At 67.8% G+C, this 17744-nt stretch carries 10 protein-coding genes and 1 pseudogene; 2 read left to right on the plus strand and 9 right to left on the minus strand.

Going from position 1 to position 17744, the window contains the following annotated elements; translation table 11 throughout:
- Positions 1-12: 12 nt before the first annotated feature.
- From Poly30_RS21690 to Poly30_RS21730, 9 genes and pseudogenes are all read right to left on the minus strand, one after another.
- Positions 13-2919 carry a carboxypeptidase regulatory-like domain-containing protein gene (locus Poly30_RS21690; RefSeq protein ID WP_145202286.1) on the minus strand — a complete coding sequence of 969 codons (2907 nt, stop codon included), beginning with the start codon at positions 2917-2919 and terminating at the stop codon, positions 13-15.
- A gap of 206 nt (positions 2920-3125) precedes the next feature.
- The gene (fdxA, locus tag Poly30_RS21695; protein WP_145202289.1) at positions 3126-3458 is read right to left on the minus strand and encodes a ferredoxin FdxA; all 333 of its coding nucleotides are present in this window, start codon (positions 3456-3458) and stop codon (positions 3126-3128) included.
- Between the two features lie 183 nt (positions 3459-3641).
- Complete coding sequence (locus Poly30_RS21700) at positions 3642-4490, minus strand: uracil phosphoribosyltransferase (protein ID WP_145202292.1); 849 nt, start codon at positions 4488-4490, stop codon at positions 3642-3644.
- Between the two features lies 1 nt (position 4491).
- The gene (locus Poly30_RS21705; protein ID WP_145202295.1) at positions 4492-5760 is read right to left on the minus strand and encodes a pyridoxal phosphate-dependent aminotransferase; all 1269 of its coding nucleotides are present in this window, start codon (positions 5758-5760) and stop codon (positions 4492-4494) included.
- A gap of 104 nt (positions 5761-5864) precedes the next feature.
- Entirely contained in the window at positions 5865-7256 is a 1392-nt protein-coding gene (locus tag Poly30_RS21710) for a helix-hairpin-helix domain-containing protein (protein WP_145202298.1), read from the minus strand.
- Positions 7257-7330: 74 nt separating this feature from the next.
- The gene (locus Poly30_RS21715; RefSeq protein WP_145202301.1) at positions 7331-8308 is read right to left on the minus strand and encodes a ParA family protein; all 978 of its coding nucleotides are present in this window, start codon (positions 8306-8308) and stop codon (positions 7331-7333) included.
- Positions 8309-8445: 137 nt separating this feature from the next.
- On the minus strand, positions 8446-9843 hold the full coding sequence (locus tag Poly30_RS21720) for an AAA family ATPase (RefSeq protein WP_145202304.1): 1398 nt from the start codon (positions 9841-9843) through the stop codon (positions 8446-8448).
- Positions 9844-10133: 290 nt separating this feature from the next.
- Entirely contained in the window at positions 10134-11675 is a 1542-nt protein-coding gene (gene pyk, locus Poly30_RS21725; RefSeq protein WP_419190481.1) for a pyruvate kinase, read from the minus strand.
- Between the two features lie 964 nt (positions 11676-12639).
- Positions 12640-12822, minus strand: a pseudogene (locus tag Poly30_RS21730) (SelT/SelW/SelH family protein); the annotation flags it as partial.
- 472 nt (positions 12823-13294) lie between these two features.
- Between Poly30_RS21730 and Poly30_RS21735 the strand changes: the two are divergent.
- Positions 13295-16345 (plus strand): hypothetical protein, encoded by a 3051-nt coding sequence (locus Poly30_RS21735; RefSeq protein WP_419190483.1) that lies wholly within the window; start codon positions 13295-13297, stop codon positions 16343-16345.
- A 300-nt stretch (positions 16346-16645) separates the two neighbouring features.
- Positions 16646-17713: a hypothetical protein gene (locus Poly30_RS21740; RefSeq protein ID WP_145202313.1), complete on the plus strand. Its 1068-nt coding sequence runs from the start codon at positions 16646-16648 to the stop codon at positions 17711-17713.
- Positions 17714-17744 lie beyond the last annotated feature (31 nt).

A 17744-nucleotide genomic window follows, 5' to 3' on the forward strand; every position in this document is an offset into this window, starting at 1 on the left:
CCAGTCGGCGAATTATCTTTCCACGGGAGGAGCGTCGATCCGAAGCGTCGGCGTCCCTTCGTTTCGAACCTCGATGGTGGCCTCCGTCGGGCTCGCGACGCTCGCCGCGACCATCCCACCTTCCCCCGAGAACGGCTCCGACTTTTCCGCGCGATAGAGGCGATAGACGCCCGGCATGGGGAAGCTCGCTTCGAAGGAAGCGGAGGTCTCATCGAAAGATTCGCCCCCCCCACGGGTCAGGGCCGAAGTTCCTGCCGTGGGGGTCCCGGCCTCGCCGCGCAGGGAGTAGCTGAACCCGGAGTCCGCCTGCCCCTGCAGCTCCACGCGCACCACGATCGGCTCCAGGAAATCGAAGTCCACGATGTCCTCGAGTTCCCGCCCGTTCGCCAAGCTGGCCACCCTGCCGTCGTAGGTTTCGAACATCACCGCATGATCCATGCGCAGGGGCAGCAGGAGCGGCCTGGGAGCGTCCCGCCGCTGGCGCACGGAGTAGACGAGGCTGGCCCCCGGCCGGCCGATCTGCACCGGCGCCTGGACCGCCATCACGCGCAGGATCGTCGGGAGGCGATCCGGCACCTCACCGTTCACCGTGACCGATATCTCGCGGATCAGATCCGAGAGGCGAACGCCGTCGACCCTTGGGTCGCGCACCTCCCCGCTGGCAGGGACCTCGATCCCCTCGAACTTCGCGACTGGCACATGGCCACCTTCGAGCCGCAGCTCCGCGCGGTAGATCCCTGGCCTGAGCGCAGGGGCCCGGAAACGACCCTGGCCGAGGCTCTCGACGAAGACGTACTTTCCCTCTTCGTCCTGCAGCACGATCTTCACCACGTCCCGCGCAGCGGGAAGGGAGGACGCGTCGAGAGTGGCGAGGAACGTCGCGCCCCGGCCCAGGGTGAGGACCAGCGGCTCCTCCAGCGCGTCAGGATCCAGATCGACTTGATCGGGAAAGTACTGGCCGCTGCCATGCCGCGCCTTCAGCACCGGCGCAGCCCCCAGCGTCTCCGTGAAGGTGAAGCGTCCCTCGCCATCGGTCCGCGCTCCGTGCTGAATGCGTCCGGGCCTGGCAAGCGTGACGTCGACGCCCGGAATCGGAGTCCCCTCGCCGTCCACCACGGTTCCCTCCAGCCTGACCGGCTTCTCCCAGCGCAGCACGAGCTCGCCGAGGTCGGCGCCGGCGAGGATCTCCTCCGGGGTCAGGTCGAGAATCTGAAGCGCCTCCTCCAGGCCAGCGCCCGTGGTTCTTCTGGCCACCACGGAGAGTGGCGGCGTGATCTTTCCGTCGTCCGGAACCTCGATGCGCATCTCTCCGCCGGGGCCCGTGACGGCGTTGATGAGACCGGCGAGTTGATCTCCGTAGCCCGGGAGCCCGTGGGAAAGCGTCACCTGGGTCTCCGCGAGCGGGCGCCCCTGGCCGTCCACGAGCGTAGCGCTCAGACGAGGCTTCGCTCGCCGTATCGTTTCGATGTGGCGGCGCTCCCCTTCCCTGCCTGGACCCACGTCCTCGAAGGACCAGGTGGCCCCGATCTCGGGCACCGTGACCGTCGCCTCGAAGGCCCGGGAACCGATCACGAATCGTGGAAACAGCGCCACGCCGTCTTCCAGACGGGCGGTGTACAGCGCGCTCGACGCGCCCGAATACGGCGGAGATCGGAATCGAACGCTCACCGACCCGTTGAGCGGATCTCGCTCGCCGTTCGATCCGATGACCACGAATTGGACCGAACCGAACGAGGGCAGGGTCAGCGTCCGTTCCTGGTCGCCGGGCTTCTTCTTGAACGGACGAAAGCGCCGGGCGACCACCGCATCGGGCTCGAACTCCGCCGCGCCGGGGATGTCGAGGGCGACGGCCTCGATCGACACGGCGCTCCACCGGTCAGGACCGATCTCTGCCTGATTCCAGGTCTGTCCGATCCAGCAGTGCTGGAACCAGGCCTCGCCGCGATGGAGTTGGTGGGTGAAGCCCAGCTCGATGTCGTTGCCCTCCGGATAGCGGATGTCCTTCGGCAAGTCGACCCTCGTGAACGCCGTCACTCCCAGGCCCTCCATGGCTGGCTCGTCCAGCGGAGCCCCGAACCGATCCACCACGCGCACCGTCAGCCTGGCGGCGCGCTTCAGCTCGATCTCGGGGTCCACGGCACCGCGGTCGTAGCTCCCGAAGCCGAGTCGAGCCTGGTCCGAGGCCACGACCAGAAACGGAGGACGCACGTCGATCGCACACACCCCAGCCTCGTCCGCGCGGAAGCGAGTGCCCTGGTTCCAGAGCGTGGCCTCCAGCTGATAGAGCGCTCGGACGTCACCCGAAATCTCGGCGGTCGGCAGCGCGATCACGTCAGCGTTCGGCACCGGAACGCCGTCGGCCACGACGCGGACAGAGACGGGGACCTCGGCCGCCCGTGGCGCATCGGCGCGACGGGTCGTCTCCTGCTCAGGTACGGGCTCGAATTCAGCCGCGGCGCCGGGCTCCTTCGCTGCCGCCGAACCGGCGGAAGTGAGTTTGGCGCCCACGAGCTCCAAGGGCTCGGTGGGCGCCACGCCCACGGGCTGCGCGAGCTTCCAGGCCCCCGCCGCCAGCGCCACGAGAGCGACCGCACCCGCCGCCACCACGAGTCCCGCCGCGCCGAGCGCCTGCGCCCTGGGCACGACGCTCCCCATCGGCGCCATCCAGGTGGCCCAAGTCCGGCGATCCCCGAAGCTCCGGTCCAGCTCCGCGCGAAGGGTCTCCAGCCCGCGCTGGATACGCGAGTGCACCGTCGATACGGCGATGGCCTCGGCGGCCGCGATCCTGCGCGGTGCCAGGCCTTCGTAGAAGCGCATCAAGATCACGCGACGCTGCCCGTCGGGCAGCCCGTCCACGCATCCGAGTAGAAGCCGCTGGCGCTCGATCAGGGCCGCGTCGTCCAGGGCGCTCGTCGCCATCGACTGGAGGGGCTTGCTTCTTCATGACTACAGGCCCATGGCCGCCAGAGCAGAATCCTGCTCAGGAATAATGCAGAGCTTCCCTCGCCGAGGCGCGACGCCCCCGAACATCGGACGCCGGACACCGGACGCCAAACGACCCGCGCGCGCTCACCTCCGAGGAAATGAGCGCGCGCGGGCCGTATCGGCAGAACCTAAAGAAAGGATCAGGCCGGCTCTTCGGACAGCATCGCTCGCTTGTCCTCGACGTCCTTGAACTCCTCTGCCTCGGGCAGAGCGTCCTTCTTTTCGGTGATGACGGGCCAGGTGCCAGCGAGCTTCGCGTTCAGCTCGACGTACTCTGCCCACTTCTCCGGGACCTCGGTCTCCTCGAAGATGGCTTCGGTCGGGCATTCCGGCACGCAGGCGCCGCAGTCAATGCACTCGTCCGGGTTGATGGCGAGGAAGTTCTCGCCCTCGGTGAAGCAGTCGACCGGACATACGTCGACGCAGTCGGTGTACTTGCACTTGATGCAGGGCTCAGTGACGACGTAGGGCATGGGATCTTATTCGGGGTCTCTGGCTGGGGCCGGGCACCGACCGAGTCCTCTACAGTGGAGGGCTCCGTACAGGGGGTGCCTTGTGAATGCGTGCAGGGTACGCTCCCTGCCCCGCGGGGTGAAGTGTCAGTGGCCCAAGCCGCCCATATCTCAAGACGACATTTTGGACCCTTCGGACGCGTTTCAGTAGGAGTTATTGAGGAGCTCCCCCACGCCCCCCGCGCCCGGAACGATGTAATCCTCGTCGTCCAGCCCGGATTCCTCCGCCCAGCGGGCGCCAGGGACCTCGGCAAGGACCTCTTGGGACGACATACCGCGGTCGAGCCGCCCGGCGTAGACGCGGACGCGGTCGTCGAAATCGAGGACGGTCCTCAGGAACTCAGGCGTCACGATCAGCGGGAGCATGACGATGCTGGCAGGCTGGCCGTACTCTCCGAAGAGGTGCTCCAGAGCGCGGACCATGGTCGCACCCGTCGCCCCCATCGGATCGGGCAGGATCAGGGTCGCGCCCTCGATCGACCCGCCGACCTTGCTCCCAGAGAGTTCCACGCGCTCGACGTGCCCATCCTCGCCCGGCACGCGCTGCATGTTCAGGTGGTCGAGCCTGAGGGACTCGATGGGCAGCACGAGCGTCAGGAGCTCGAAGACGGTCTGGGCAGGGATCATGCCGCCGCGGATCACGTCGATCACGACCGTCATCGCGGCCGGGTCGAGCGCGTCGCCGCGCCACGTGCCCAGCGCCGCGCCGTGTTTGTCAGCCATGCGCGTCCGAACGGAAGTCGTGGCGGCAGGCAGTTCCGCGGCGAAGGCCGCGGTGGCGAGCCGGGTGCTGACGGCTCGCACGATCGCGACCAGCTCCGTGTGGGTGCAGGTGGGAGCCGAGAGCTTGGCGAGCGCCGAAGCCGTCCAGGGGTCGCCCGCGATGTGGACGCGCGATCCATAAAGGTGCGTGGTGCCAGCGGGCTCACCGATCGCGCCGGATGAGCCAGGAGCGGCCGCGGACGCGCGGGGCTTCGGGATCAGATCCGGCATGTCAGACCCCGGCCCTACCCGAAACACGGCCCACAGCGTTCGCCGCTTGCCCGCCTGCCGCCTCGACGCCGCGCGCCACGTGTTCCACGAGGAAGTCGATGTCCTTCTCGGCCACCGAGCAGAGCGCGATGCGCACCGCACCGTCCATCGGTACCACGAAGACGCCCGCCTCCGCGGCGACCTCGGCCGTTCGCTTTGCGTCCGGCGTGAACACCGAAACGAAGAAGCCGCCTTCGTAGCGCGGGTACCGCAGCCCCTTCGCCCGCGCCGCGCGGTTGAAGGCCTCCACACGCTCGTTCAGGAGGCCGACCAGCGCATCGCGCTCCTGGTCGGTGCTTCGCGCCAGATCAGCGTCCGTGAGCAGCGAGGTGATGGCCAGGAGCCCCGCGTGGTTGCAGTTGGACCAGGACCCGCGACAGCTGAAGGACATCGCGTTCGCGACCTGGGTCCGCGCCGCCTCGTCCGGAACCGCGGCGATCAGAGCGCCGACCCGGGCTCCGTACTGGGCGAACGACTTGGACGCGGTCCAGGCGGCCAGGATCGTGACCTTCGACGCGATGGGCTCCAGCTTGCGAGCCCAGAGGGAGCGGTCCTGCTGGCCGAAGTGTGCGTAAGCCAGATCGACGAGGAGGGCGATCGGCCCCTTGTCGGCGCAGCGGCCGAGCGCGGCGACCACCCCCTCCCACTCGCCCTCATCGAGCGTGTACCCGGTCGGGTTGTGACACGGGAAGTTCAGGATGACGAGCGCGCGGCCCTGCTTCGCGAGAAGCTCCACAAGGCCCGACTCGAACCCCTCGACGTTGAACTTTCCGTCCGCCGTGAACATCGGGAACGTCGCGACGCGGCGGAGGTTGTGGCTCGCGATGATCTTGTAGGGGCTCCAGAAGTAGCTGGAGGTGTAGAGCGCCTGCCCGGGCTCCAGGAAGTTCATCACCGCGTTGACGAGCGCGCCGGTGCCACCCGGCGTCGCCACGGCGACCGCGCAGTCCTTCAGGGTGCTCCCGCCGAGCGCGTCGTCGATCACGGCGTCGAGGTAGGCGCGATCACCTGCGATCGGCGCATAGGCCGCGCCGCGCTCCGGGGGAACGCTGCGGAAGGCCCCGGTGACGGTGTCCATCACCGCCAGCTTGCCGTCGTCGTCGAGTAGAGCCCCGAGGCTCGCGTTCACGACCCTCTCGCCGGCGGCTCGTCGAGCGTTCGCCTGGCTGTTGATGGTGAAGATCGGGTCGTCGCCAGGACGGCCACGCGCTTCGCTGATGAGGATTTCCATGGATGAACCCCGGCATGGGGCGCCCGAAATGGGCGAAACGTGCGCCGCGCGAGCGCGCTTCCCGAACGGGTCAGCCAGTGTAGCCGCAATCGCGGATCCGCGGGTCAGGCGAAGGGGCCGCCGTGGTCCTGGTCCTTCGCGGTGTTCCGGGGCACGGAAACGCCCGCGGAGTAGTCCCTGGACTGGCCGCGGAGAGTGGGCGCCACCGGTTCGACGCGGTTTTGCTCCTGGGTCTTCGGCTCCTCGGGGACGGCCACGGAGCCGAGCGGAAGCGCTGGCTCGTCGACAGGACGGGGGATCTCGAAGTTCCAGCCAAGGACCGTCTGGCCCGTACGGGCTTCGGGCGCGCCAGCTTCGGACGGCCGTGCTGGCCTCGCCGATGACCGGGCGGCAGCGGGCGCCGCCGACGACGTTCGATCGCTCTGACGCTGAAGAGCCGCTGCCTGGGCGAGGCGATCGCCGAATCGGGGGCGGGGTGCGATCTCGGAGGGATCGACCTTGACCCCCTGCTGGGGCGCGGCCTCGGGGACGGCCGTGTCCGCGAGGAACTTGCGCGGCGTCCAGAAGGGCTGACGCTCGGAGGGCTTCGGAGCCACAGGCTCCAAGGGCGCCACGGGAGGCGGTGTGGTGTCCCGGGGGATGGGTACCACGGGAGCGGTGTACGAAAGCGGCGGCTCGGCGCTTTCCTGAACCGCTCGGGTCGGCTCCGCAGAAGGAGCCGCCTTCGGCTCGGGAACGTACCTTCGGACCGTTTCGCGGACGGACTCGACGAGATCGACCTTCGCCTCGACCTTTGCAGCGACCGGTGAAGCGCCACGACGGGCCAGGAATCCCAGCCTGCGAGCCTGGGCGAAGGTGATGCCGAGCGCGCGCGTGAGCTGGAGGCTCTCCGCCTGCGCCAGATCCGACAGCGTCCTGATTCCAGAGGCGTGCAGGTCCTGCAGCAGCTCGGCGTCGAGGCCAGGGAGCGAGTTCGCGGTGAGCAGGCCGGGCTCGGGCTCGGCGACAGACTCGGCGACAGACTCGGCGGCGGGCTCCGGCTCACTCTCCAGCTGGGACGCCGGCGTCCTCTCGACCGCAGCCGCTTCCTCGGGCTCTTCCACGGCCGGTGTCGCCTGACCGACGATCCGCTCCACCAGAGAACGATCCGAATCATCGAGCGTCGACGGCTGCTCACCGGCCTCCGGATGAGCGATCGGAATCGAGGGCGGCATCGGCTCGCCCGCGCCCTCGCCGGACTCGCGGCCGGACCCCGTCGTGACGACGGGCGGTGCCTCCTCGGCCTCCAGCCCCTCTGCTCCCACGCGCACCGCCAGGTGCTTGGCTTCGCGCAGGAGTCGACGTGCATAGGCCGGCTCGACCTCGAGGTCGGCGCTCAGCTCTTCCGCAGACCGATGGATCAGCGTGGCGAGATCCGGGTACCCACGAGCGCGAAGGCGCTTGAGGGTCGCGGGACCATCAGCGTGAAGAGTGCAGAGAAGAGCGAGGGCGTCCATCGATAGGTGCAGGTTACGGGGCGGATGAGCAGACCGGAGAGGCGATCGGGGCCAGGGTGAGCGCGACCTCGAATTCAGGGTCTGCGAAGGGCTCGCTCGCGGATGGGGTCGGCCGCCGAGGCGGAGGAGACGGACGAACCCGGCGAGGAGTCCGATGGTGAAAGCGGAGCGGCAGCAGGGGGCGCCACGGGCTCGAGGACCAGGTCGAGGTTCATCTCCACCACTTCCTCGGCCAGCGCAGCGAAATCGGTGGAGGCCCGACAGTTCGGGTCGAGTTCCTGGACCGGTACCCCAAGGGCGGGCGCCTCGCGCAAACGGACGCTCGTGCGAATGACGGTCTCGAACATCGCCTCACCGAAGCGCGCGTGCAAGGCGACGAGAAGCTCGCGCGCGAACTTGGTGCGGCGATCGAACATCGTGCCGATGACGCGAATGTCGAAGGTGCGGTTCTGGTTCTCCGCCACCTCGTCGAGGACCTTGAGCGCCTGGACCGCTCCCTGGAGAGCGAAGGCCCCGGTCTCGACGATGAGGAACGTACAGGTGCTCGCGTAGAGCGCGTTCGCGCACAAGACGCCGTCTGCTCGCGGCGAGCAGTCGACCAGCACGTGATCGAAGGTCATGCCGCGGCTGGCGGCCTCCGCGAGCGCCGCGCGCAGGCGCTGCTCGGGATGAATCATCCGCCCGGACACTTCCTCGAACTCGGCGAGCCGCGGCTCGGCCGGAAGGAGCGTCAGGCGACCGGGCGCGGGGACGACGGCCTCCTCCAGCGAGGCGTCGCCGAGCAGAACGTCGACCACCGTCGGACGATCCGGCGAGCAGCCCAGCCCCAGGGTCGCGTGGGCCTGGGGATCCAGATCGATCAACAGCACGCGATCTCCGCGGGCGCTGAGCGCCCCGGCCAGGTTCACCGCCGTCGTCGTCTTCCCGCAGCCACCCTTCTGATTGACGAAGGCGTAGACGGGGAATGGGGCGGCAACGAAATCGCCGTCAGGTCCGGATGCGCCAGTCCTTTCGTTCTGGTGGCGGTCCTGTGAGTCGCTCGAGATTTCCATGGGGGTGCGATCAACGGGCAATCAAGCAGGAGCGATTGCCTCTCCATCATCCGCAACGCGACGCTCCACGGCAGGTGATTTGCCGGAAGTTTCCTCGGATCCTGTCGGAACGGGCGCCCCCCACTCCGACCGAGGCACTAACGAAGCGCTCGACGCGCCTTGTCGTAGAAACCGGTCGCAGAGCGCGCGTGATCGATCGGTGGCCAGCCCGCGATTCGCTTGATCGCGCGCGCCGCGCCGCTTTCGGGGTAGGAGATCACGGCGGGCTGGCGCATCTGCACCGCCTGCGGGATCGCCGGGTCGGCCGGAACCCAGCCGATGAGTTCGGGCGTGTGGCCGAGGAACTTGTGCGCCGCGCCGCGGAAGCGCTCCCATGCGTCCATCGCAATACGCTCGTCGGGCGCGCGGTTGACCACGAGCCCCACGCGGATCGAATGGTTGACCATGTGGGCGCGCTTGTAGAGCGCATAGCCGTCCGAGAGCGCGGTGACCTCGTGGTTCGTCACGAGGATCAGCGTGCTGGTCGCAGCGAGGTGCGCGACGGTGCTGTAGCTGAGACCCGCGCCGTGATCGATCAGGATCAGGTCGAACTCGGCCTCCAGGGGACGCAGCGCCTTGAACAGACGATCGAGTTCCCGGCGGGTCGGATCGATCATCGTCTGGCGACCGACGCCGCCCGAGAGCAGCTTGACGCCGTGCGGGCCCTCGACGAGGGCTTCCCGGGCGGTGACTTCGCCCTCCATGACGTGCCCGAGGTCATACGGCGGAGCGAGGCCGAGCAGCAGGTGCGCGTTCGCGAGGCCCGCGTCGAAATCGATGAGCAGCACGCGCTCGCCGCGGCGCGCGCGCAGGATCGCCAGGTTGGTGGCCATCACGCTCTTGCCCGTGCCGCCCTTGCCACTGGCGATGCAAACCACCCGGGCTGAGGTCGCCGCGCGGCCGCCGTCGCGGCGCCACGAGCTGGCGTGGGCGGTGGGGTCGGCCGTGCTGCGCTGACCGGCGGCCGGCCCTGCCTCGACGCCGAGATCGTCGATGAACGTGGAGCTGGCTGCGGCCGCAGCATCCGGCGCTGGCTCCAGCGCCGGCACGGTCGTCGTGCGCGCGTCGGGCTGGCGCTCGGTGGGCGTGGCCTGCGTGAAATCCACGCTGGTGGTCTTGCCGCCGGGAGCGAGCGGTCGAACCACAGGCTCGACCGTGGCGGGCGCTCCGGACGTCGCGGGAGCGCGACCCCCGAGCCGCTCCAGGGCGAGCTGTCGCTCCTCTTCCTGGGCGGCAGCACGCCGCGCCAGCAGTCGAGCGACACGATCGTCGTCCTGCCAGCTGTCATGGACCTGGCTTCCCGCCTGGCCGCTCGGGCCAGGCGCTGGGCCGGAATTCGCGTTACCGCCTGGGTTCTGACCCTCAGGATACCGCTGGGGGTCCTGGCCCTTCCTCGCCTGTTCGGCGCGCGACGGGTCGGACCGTGAGGTTTCGTCTGTCGCCTTGTTCCCGCGTCGGAAAGCGCGGAGGCGTGCGAACTGGAAGCGATTCAGCATGGCAATGAACTCATCATGGGCGACCGGTCAGCCACGTCAACTCAAACCATTTGGGTTCGGTCCGAATGAAGGATCCCCCACACGACGGGACCGAAATTAGCTGACGGAGTCGAAAGGGACTTGACAGCAGGAAAAGCCTCGCGAGGGCCGATTCCTCGGCCCTCGGCGCGCTCCGCGGGCCCGGTGCCCCTCGTTGGAGACCCGGTGCTCCTCGTTAGAGACCCGGTGCTCCTCGTTAGAGACCCCGGTGCTCCTCGTTAGAGACACTGAAGCCAGGCGTCGCAATCCGATCACGCGAAACGCGAGTCCTCCCCGATCCGGTGCAGCTTGAGGACGTTCGTGCTCCGCGCGAAGCCGACCGGGACCCCCGCGACGAAGATGACCCGATCCCCCGTCTCCACGATCCGGCGCGCGACCAGCAGGTCGGCCGCGGTGTCGATCATGGCCTCGAGGCTCGGCTCGCGCCGGAAGAGAAGCGGGCGCACGTGCGCCAGTACGGCCATCTGACGAACGGTGTCCGCGCGCGGGCTCAAGGCGACGATTTCCACGTCCGGTCGGAAGCGCGAGAGCAGTCGAACCGTGTTGCCCGTCTCCGTGAAGCAGACGATGCAGTCCACGTCGACTTCCTTGGCCACGTGCACCGCCGCCATCGCCGTCGCGCGCGAGAAATAGACGCGCTCCGGCGCTGCTCCTAGGCTCGGGCGGCGAGAGTAGATCTCGGACCGCTCGGCCACCTGCGCGATCTTCGCCATGGTCGCCACGGCTTCGACCGGGTGCTTGCCCACCGCGGTCTCCGCCGACAGCATCACGGCGTCAGTTCCATCGAGCACGGCGTTGGCGACGTCCGTCACCTCGGCGCGCGTCGGTCGTCCGGCCTCGATCATCGACTCGAGCATCTCGGTCGCCGTGATCGTGTACACGCCCGCGCGAACGGCGCGCTCCAGGATTTCCTTCTGAACGAGAGGAAGGTGCTCGAGGTCCAGCTCGACGCCGAGGTCGCCACGGGCCACCATCAGGCCGTCGGTGGCCTCCAGGATCTCGTCCAGGTTGAAGAGCGCGGCCTGGCGCTCGATCTTCGAAACGAGGTGGATGCCGGGCGCGAGACCGCGGATTTCCTCCAGCTCCGAAGCGTGCCCGACGAAGCTGACGCCGAGCATGTCGACGCCGAGTTCGCGCGCCAGCTCGATGAGTTCCCGGTCCTCGTCCGTCGGGAGTTCGTACTTCACGTCGGAATCGGGCAGGTGAACGCCCTTCCGGTTCCCGACGGGGCCAGCGCGCTCGCACTTCGCCACGATCGCATCGCTCTCCTTGGCCGTCGCGCGGAGGAGCACCTGCCCGTCGGCGAGCGAGATGCGGTGCCCCACGTGCACGGCCTCCAGCAGGTCGTCGACGCCGACGTACACCTCACCCGGTGCCGCCACGTCCTGGCCCGGTTTGACCCGGACGATATCGCCCTCGTTCAGGGTAATTTTCCCGTCGGGGAACATCCCGGTCCGCATCTTCGGGCCGGGCAGGTCGGCGAGCACCGCGATGGGTGTCATCTTGTGGGCGGAGGCGGCCTTGATCTTGGCCATCCGCCGACGGTGCTCATCCGCGCTCCCGTGGCTGAAGTTCAGCCGTGCGACGCTGAGACCTGCGTCGATCAGTTCCTCGAGCCGATCCTCCGAAGCGGGGCCGATGGTCGCCACGATCTTCGTGAACCGTGTCGCCCCCTTCGAGCGGCGGTGAGGCGGAAGGAGCCTGGCGGGAAGGCGCTGGACACGATCCTGAGGGCGTTTCTCGGCGATCATCGCGCTGAGGCCTTCGCTGTCGATGGGTGTGACGGTTGACATGATTGGGGGCCCATTGTGCACGCGGGGCCCGTGCATTCCCATCTATGGTCACGGTCTTACGCATAAGTCCCCTTGTGCTCGATGCGCCCGCCAGGACGCCCGGGCAACCGCGCGGCGCCCGCAGGGCGCCGCGCCGCCCGCGCGAGGCTCGCCCTCGCGGCCCGTCCGGCGAGGACGCCCGTGCGGCGAGCACGCCCGCCCGGCGAGGGCGCCCGTCCGGCGAGGACGCCTGCGCGGCGAGCGCACAGCGGTGCAACCGCTATTTCGCCGTCAGGCGAAATGCCAGAGATACTGCGCGCTGTCACAGCGATCGTCCGGTTCGGCATTCGATGCCTTGGCAGCCGTCCTGACCGCCGACCGCTGCCCCGGCAGGTCTCCCGACACAGGCCTCCCGACACAGACTGCCTGCCGTTCGCGCGAAGCGCCGAACGCGTGGGCTGGGGGTTCCCGATATCGGCTTGTGGGCTGCCCGCTGGAGCGCTCGCCCGCCAGAGCGAGCTGGGCGGGAGGGTGACTTGCCGGGCGGGTTTCGGGTTTCGGGTTTCGGGTTTCAGACCAGCCCCGCTCCCCCAGCGGGCAGCTCACAAGCCGGTAGCGGGAAGCCTCTGCCCACGCGTTCGGCGCTTCGCGCGAACGGCAGGTAGTCGGTAGCGGGAGATCTCCGGCGGTCAGGCCGGCTGCCAAGGCATCGAATGCCGAACCGAGCGATCGCTGTGACAGCGCGCAGTATCTCTGGCATTTCCTCTGACGAGGAAATAGCGGTTGCACCGCTGTGCGCTCGCCGCGCAGGCGTCCTCGCCGGACGGGCGTGCTCGCCGCACGGGCCGCGAGGGCGAGCCTCGCGCGGGCACTCAGCGCCCTGCGGGCGCCGAGGGGGCCCGTGCGTCCTTCGGACGCACGGAACTCAAAGGCTCAACGGCTCAACGGGTCAGAGCTCAAGGGGCAGGAGTTACGGCGCTTGACGCTACATGGCCGCTTCCATCAGGAGGTCGGGGATCTCCTGGTAGGCCGGGAAACGGCCGAGGGAGGCCTTGGAAAAAATGAGCTTGCCGTCGAGCTGGATCTCGAAACGGCCCCCGCTGCTCTCGATCCGCTCGATGGTGGCGTCGGGAAACGTGGTGAGGATCTCAGCGGCCAGACCGGCCGCTTGCGCGGTGAAGTTTCACTGGAGGCAGTATTCGATCGAGATGTTCATACCGGAAGAAATAGCCGCGCCGGGACGGGGATCCCAGGGGCGCGTGCGCAAAAGAGGGACGAAGGGAGAGATGCGGGGCCGGGGCAACGCACAGTCCTCGTAAACCGGGCAAGTTATGGCGTCAGACTGCGGGGATCTGTCCCTCATTGCCGTCTGGCCCGTACGAGTCCTGTTTTAGAACGGAACCGAAACAGGTCCGCGGAGCGTCCTCACACCAGATTCACGCGACCTCAATCCACGGGGTGGCGGGTCTCTGCCTCTCGATGGACGGGCCTGGGCTTCCGGGCCGGCCATGCTCTCTTCTCAACGACTCTGCCCTGCGACCCCGCGGACTCTGGCGCTCCAAGCGCTGCACCACGGGCTAGCGGCCGATCGGGCGCCCACGGCGCAAGATCTGCTTCACTTCTCCCAACTGAATCCAGCGATGTTTCTACGAACCTCCGGCTCGCTCTTCGTGAGTGCGCTCTTCGCCATCAGCGCCAGCGCCCAGACGGGCTCCTTCGGCGCTCCGGCCCAGTTCTCGTCGAGCCCCGACGTCCAGCTCTCGAACTGGCAGGCCAACCACGGTGATTCGTGGCACATGGCCACCAACCCCATGACCGGCACGCTGGAGATGCTCTACGGCGGCAACGCTCAGTCTCCGTTCGAGCCGAACACCTCCGAGGCCGCTGACTGGTTCGCCCTCGGTCGCTACTGGATCAACCAGACCCGCAACATGCACCTCGTCGACGGTGCCGAGCTGGTCGAGGAGCGCTTCCGCTACCTCCCGCTGGGTCAGGGCAACACTAACGACAAGATCACCGTCCGCTTCCAGCAGGAAATCGGCGGCGTCCCCGTCGAATCGGGCGCCATCAACGTCCTGTTCGACACCTCGGGCCGCCTGCTCTCGATCCACACGACGGCCGCTCCGGAAGTCGAGAGCCCGAACGGTCGCGCCACCATCGGCGCGGGCTTCGCGAACCTCGTCGCCGCCCAGGCCTTCAAGGCCGAGTTCGGCGTCGAGCCGACGGTGCAAGGCTCCGAGCGCCTCGTTCACGCCTTCGTCGACGGCGGCGAAACCCGCCGCTGGGCCCTCGCCTGGCAGGTCGAGGCCATGTTCGAAGCCGAGGGCGAGCAGCCCATCGGACGACTCTACAGCGTCGACGCGAAGGGCAACGGGATCCTCAAGTCCGAGAACACGATCCACAACTTCGACGTCCGCGGCACGATCAGCTCCAACGCGACCCCGGGTCTCACGGCCGACCGCGCCGCCAACCCGCCGGTGCCGCTCGCGATGCCCCGCATCCGCGTCGTCAGCAACAGCGCTGGCACGGTCGAGACCGACCGCGACGGCAACTTCAACTTCGTGGGCGTGAACACGCCGCTGGACCTGACCGTCGACTACTTCGGTCAGTTCACGGACGTCCGTAACGACACGGGCGCCGACTACACCATCACGTTCACGAACGTTCAGCCGAACGTCCAGAACGACCTGCTGATGAACCCGTCCCCGACGCAGGGAGTCACGTCGCAGGCCAACTCGCAGCTGCACATCAACGTGCTGCGCGACTTCATCCGTGACCGCTTCCCGACGGACAACACCGCGGACTTCCGCGCCGTGTCGAACGTCAACCTCTCGAGCACCTGCAACGCCTTCTACAACGGCAGCTCGGTCAACTTCTACAGCGCGGGCGGCGGGTGCAACAACACCGCGTTCTCGACCGTCGTCGCCCACGAGATGGGCCACTGGCTGAACGTTCGCTACGGCACCGGCAACGGCTCGGACGGCATCGGCGAGGGCAACGCGGACGTCTTCGCGATGTACGCCTACGACGACCCCGTCGTAGGCCGCTTCTTCAGCACGGGCGGCGGCAGCGTCCGCACCGGCACGAACACCCGTCAGTTCTGCGGTGACTCCAACCCGGGCTGCTACGGCGGCGTTCACTCCGACGGCGAGGTCTGGATGGGCGCAGCCTGGAAGATCCGCGTCAACCTGAACAACGCCCTCGGCAACGCCATGGGTGACATGGTCGCGGACAACCTGTTCCTGGGTTGGATGAACAGCTACAACCAGACGCAGATCCGCTCCATCATCGAGACCCAGTGGCTCACGCTGGACGACGACGATGGCAACATCAACAACGGTACGCCGAACTACTCGGTCATCGACGCGGGCTTCCGAGCCCAGGGCTTCCCGGGCTTCGACCTGCCGTTCATCACGCTCAGCAACGTCACCGAGCTTCCGAACGTCACGACCCCGGCCGCCGACTACACGGTCCAGGCCGACGCGATGATGAACCTCGGCACGACGCTCACCAGCGTCGAGCTCTTCTCCCGCACCGGCAACGGTTCGTTCGTCAGCGATTTGATGAGCAACGTCGGCGGCATGACCTTCGAAGGCCAGATCGCCGGCGGCATCAACCCGGCCGTCGTCCAGTACTACGTGGTTGCCACGGACAACCAGGGCAACACCGAGACCTTCCCCGAGGAAGGCGCAAACGGTCCGCTGTTCTTCAAGGTCGGCACGCTGACCCCTGTCCTCGTGACGGAATTCGAGAACGGCGGGAGCGGCTTCACGTCGGGCTTCGCTGGCGACACCGCGACGACTGGCCTCTGGGAACTCGGTAACCCGGTCGGAACCGCGGCCCAGCCCGAGGACGACCACACCGCCTCAGGAACGAACTGCTGGTTCACGGGCCAGGGTGCCGTCGGCGGCGCCGTCGGTGCCAACGACGTTGACGGCGGCCGGACGACCCTCGTCTCGCCGATCTTCGACGCGAGCGGCGCAGCGGGCGTGAGCCTCACGTACTGGCGCTGGTACTCCAACGACCAGGGGGGCGCACCCAACGCGGATGTCTTCCGCGTCGGCGTTTCCAACGACGGCGGTGCCACCTGGTCCAACGCGGAGCAGGTCGGCCCGTCCGGTCCTGGCACCGAGGGCGGCTGGATCCGCTCGGACATCGAGCTGAGCTTTGCGGTCGCCCCCACGGCGAACATGCAGGTCCGCTTCGTCGCCGATGACTCGGGCACCGGCTCGATCGTCGAGGCAGCCATCGACGATATCGAGATCACCGTTCTCACGAGCGGCATCCCGCAGCCGTCGAACTACTGCACCGCGAACCCCAACTCGACGGGTGCCGTGGCATCGATCAGCTGGGCCGGAAGCTACGCCGTGGCCGACAACGATTTCACGCTCCTCGCCTCTGGCATGCCGTCCACCTCGTTCGGCCTGTTCTTCTTCGGCAGCATGCAGATCCAGGCATCGATTCCGAGCAGCGACGGCACCCTCTGCGTGGCTGGCTCGACCTTCCGCCTTCCGGTGACCCAGTCCGACCTGATCGGAACCAGCTTCTACCAGCTCGACTTCACGGGTAGCACGAACGCCTCCGTCATCACGGCCGGCACCACCTGGAACTTCCAGCGCTGGTTCCGCGACTCGTCGGGCGGCGCTCCGACGTCGAACACGACGAACGGCCTCGAGGTTCCCTTCCAGTAAATCGGATAGGCCCCTCCAGCGCGCAGCCCGCCCCTCCCTCGCGACCCCCTCGGGTCCAGGGAGGGGCGGGCTGCCTTCGTTCGAGCCCGTGGGACCCCCCGTCTCTGCCCCTGAAACCCTCCTCGGAGCCCCATGAGCCCCACATGAACGCCTCTGTAAGGAAAGTTGCAGCAGATTTATGAGGCGTCTACGGACCGTCCGGCGCAATCCCTGCCGAACGAGGAGCGAGCGCGTGGCACCCCGGCGGGTGCGCCCAGCGTGCTCTCTCCCTTTGCTCTTCCACCCTGTGCTTTCCACCCCATGACACTCTTCAAGACCGCTGCCACCCTGTCCGTTCCGGCCGTGGCCCTCTCCTTCCTCGTCGGCTTCTCGGGGAGCTCGACGGACAAGATCGCCTTCACCCCCGCCGAGGGCGTCACCGTCACCAAGACGTTCACCACCACGACGACCATGGAGATGGACGACATGACCGCCCTCATGAACGGCGGTCCGAGCCCCATGCCGGAAATGGAGATGTCGATGGAAATGGCTCAGTCGGTCACCGTGACCGACGAGTACGTGAGCATGGCGGACGGCAAGCCCAAAAAGCTCGCCCGCACCTTCGATGCGATCGGTAGCGACCTCGAGATGGAGGTGAACGCGGGCGGTCAGGCGCAGTCTCCGAACGGCAGCGGCAGCTCCCCCCTCGAGGGATCGACCGTCGTCTTCACCTGGAATGCCGAGACCGAGGAATACGAGATCGCATTCGCCGAGGGAGAGGAAGGAGACGTCGACCTTCTGGAAGGCCTGAAGGAGAACATGGACCTGCGCGGCCTCCTGCCGAAGGAAGAGCTCGCCGAGGGCGACGCCTACGACATCGATCTTTCGGCCTTCGTCGACATCCTCTCGCCCGGCGGCAACCTCAAGCTGGAGATGGAAATCGACGGTGAGGCCGCAGGCAGCGGCATGGACCCCGAGATGATGACGGACTTCAGCAAGTTCTTCGAGGACCTCCTCGAAGGCAGCGCAACCGGCAAATACGTCGGCACCCGTGACGTGGACGGCGTCAAGGTCGCGGTCATCGAGCTGAACGTGGAGATCGACGCTTCGGCCGACATGGCAGAACTCGCCGCGGAGTCCATGGGCGATGAAATGCCCGAGGGCATCGAGATGAGCATCGACCACGTGGACGTCGAGATGTCCTACTCGGGCACCGGCGAGCTGCTCTGGAACATGTCCAAGGGCGTGATCCACAGCTTCGAGATGAACGCTGACATGGAGATGAACATGGACATGGGCATGAACATGGCCATGGGCGGCCAGGAGATGGAGATCAGCATGGAGATGGCCATGTCCGGCTCCGTGAAGAACACCGTCACGACCGAGTGATTCGAGAGAGTCCAAGAGTGCGCGGGCCGCG

The sequence above is a fragment of the Saltatorellus ferox genome, from assembly GCA_007751475.1.
Classification (GTDB): domain Bacteria; phylum Planctomycetota; class UBA1135; order UBA1135.

Bases quoted from the DNA above. Each gene is read 5' to 3' on its own strand.
- Poly30_RS21690 (WP_145202286.1), bottom strand. From the start codon at position 2,919: ATGGCGACGAGCGCCCTGGACGACGCGGCCCTGATCGAGCGCCAGCGG.
- fdxA (WP_145202289.1), bottom strand. From the start codon at position 3,458: ATGCCCTACGTCGTCACTGAGCCCTGCATCAAGTGCAAGTACACCGAC.
- Poly30_RS21700 (WP_145202292.1), bottom strand. From the start codon at position 4,490: ATGCCGGATCTGATCCCGAAGCCCCGCGCGTCCGCGGCCGCTCCTGGC.
- Poly30_RS21705 (WP_145202295.1), bottom strand. From the start codon at position 5,760: ATGGAAATCCTCATCAGCGAAGCGCGTGGCCGTCCTGGCGACGACCCG.
- Poly30_RS21710 (WP_145202298.1), bottom strand. From the start codon at position 7,256: ATGGACGCCCTCGCTCTTCTCTGCACTCTTCACGCTGATGGTCCCGCG.
- Poly30_RS21715 (WP_145202301.1), bottom strand. From the start codon at position 8,308: ATGGAAATCTCGAGCGACTCACAGGACCGCCACCAGAACGAAAGGACT.
- Poly30_RS21720 (WP_145202304.1), bottom strand. From the start codon at position 9,843: ATGCTGAATCGCTTCCAGTTCGCACGCCTCCGCGCTTTCCGACGCGGG.
- pyk (WP_419190481.1), bottom strand. From the start codon at position 11,675: ATGTCAACCGTCACACCCATCGACAGCGAAGGCCTCAGCGCGATGATC.
- Poly30_RS21735 (WP_419190483.1), top strand. From the start codon at position 13,295: ATGTTTCTACGAACCTCCGGCTCGCTCTTCGTGAGTGCGCTCTTCGCC.
- Poly30_RS21740 (WP_145202313.1), top strand. From the start codon at position 16,646: ATGACACTCTTCAAGACCGCTGCCACCCTGTCCGTTCCGGCCGTGGCC.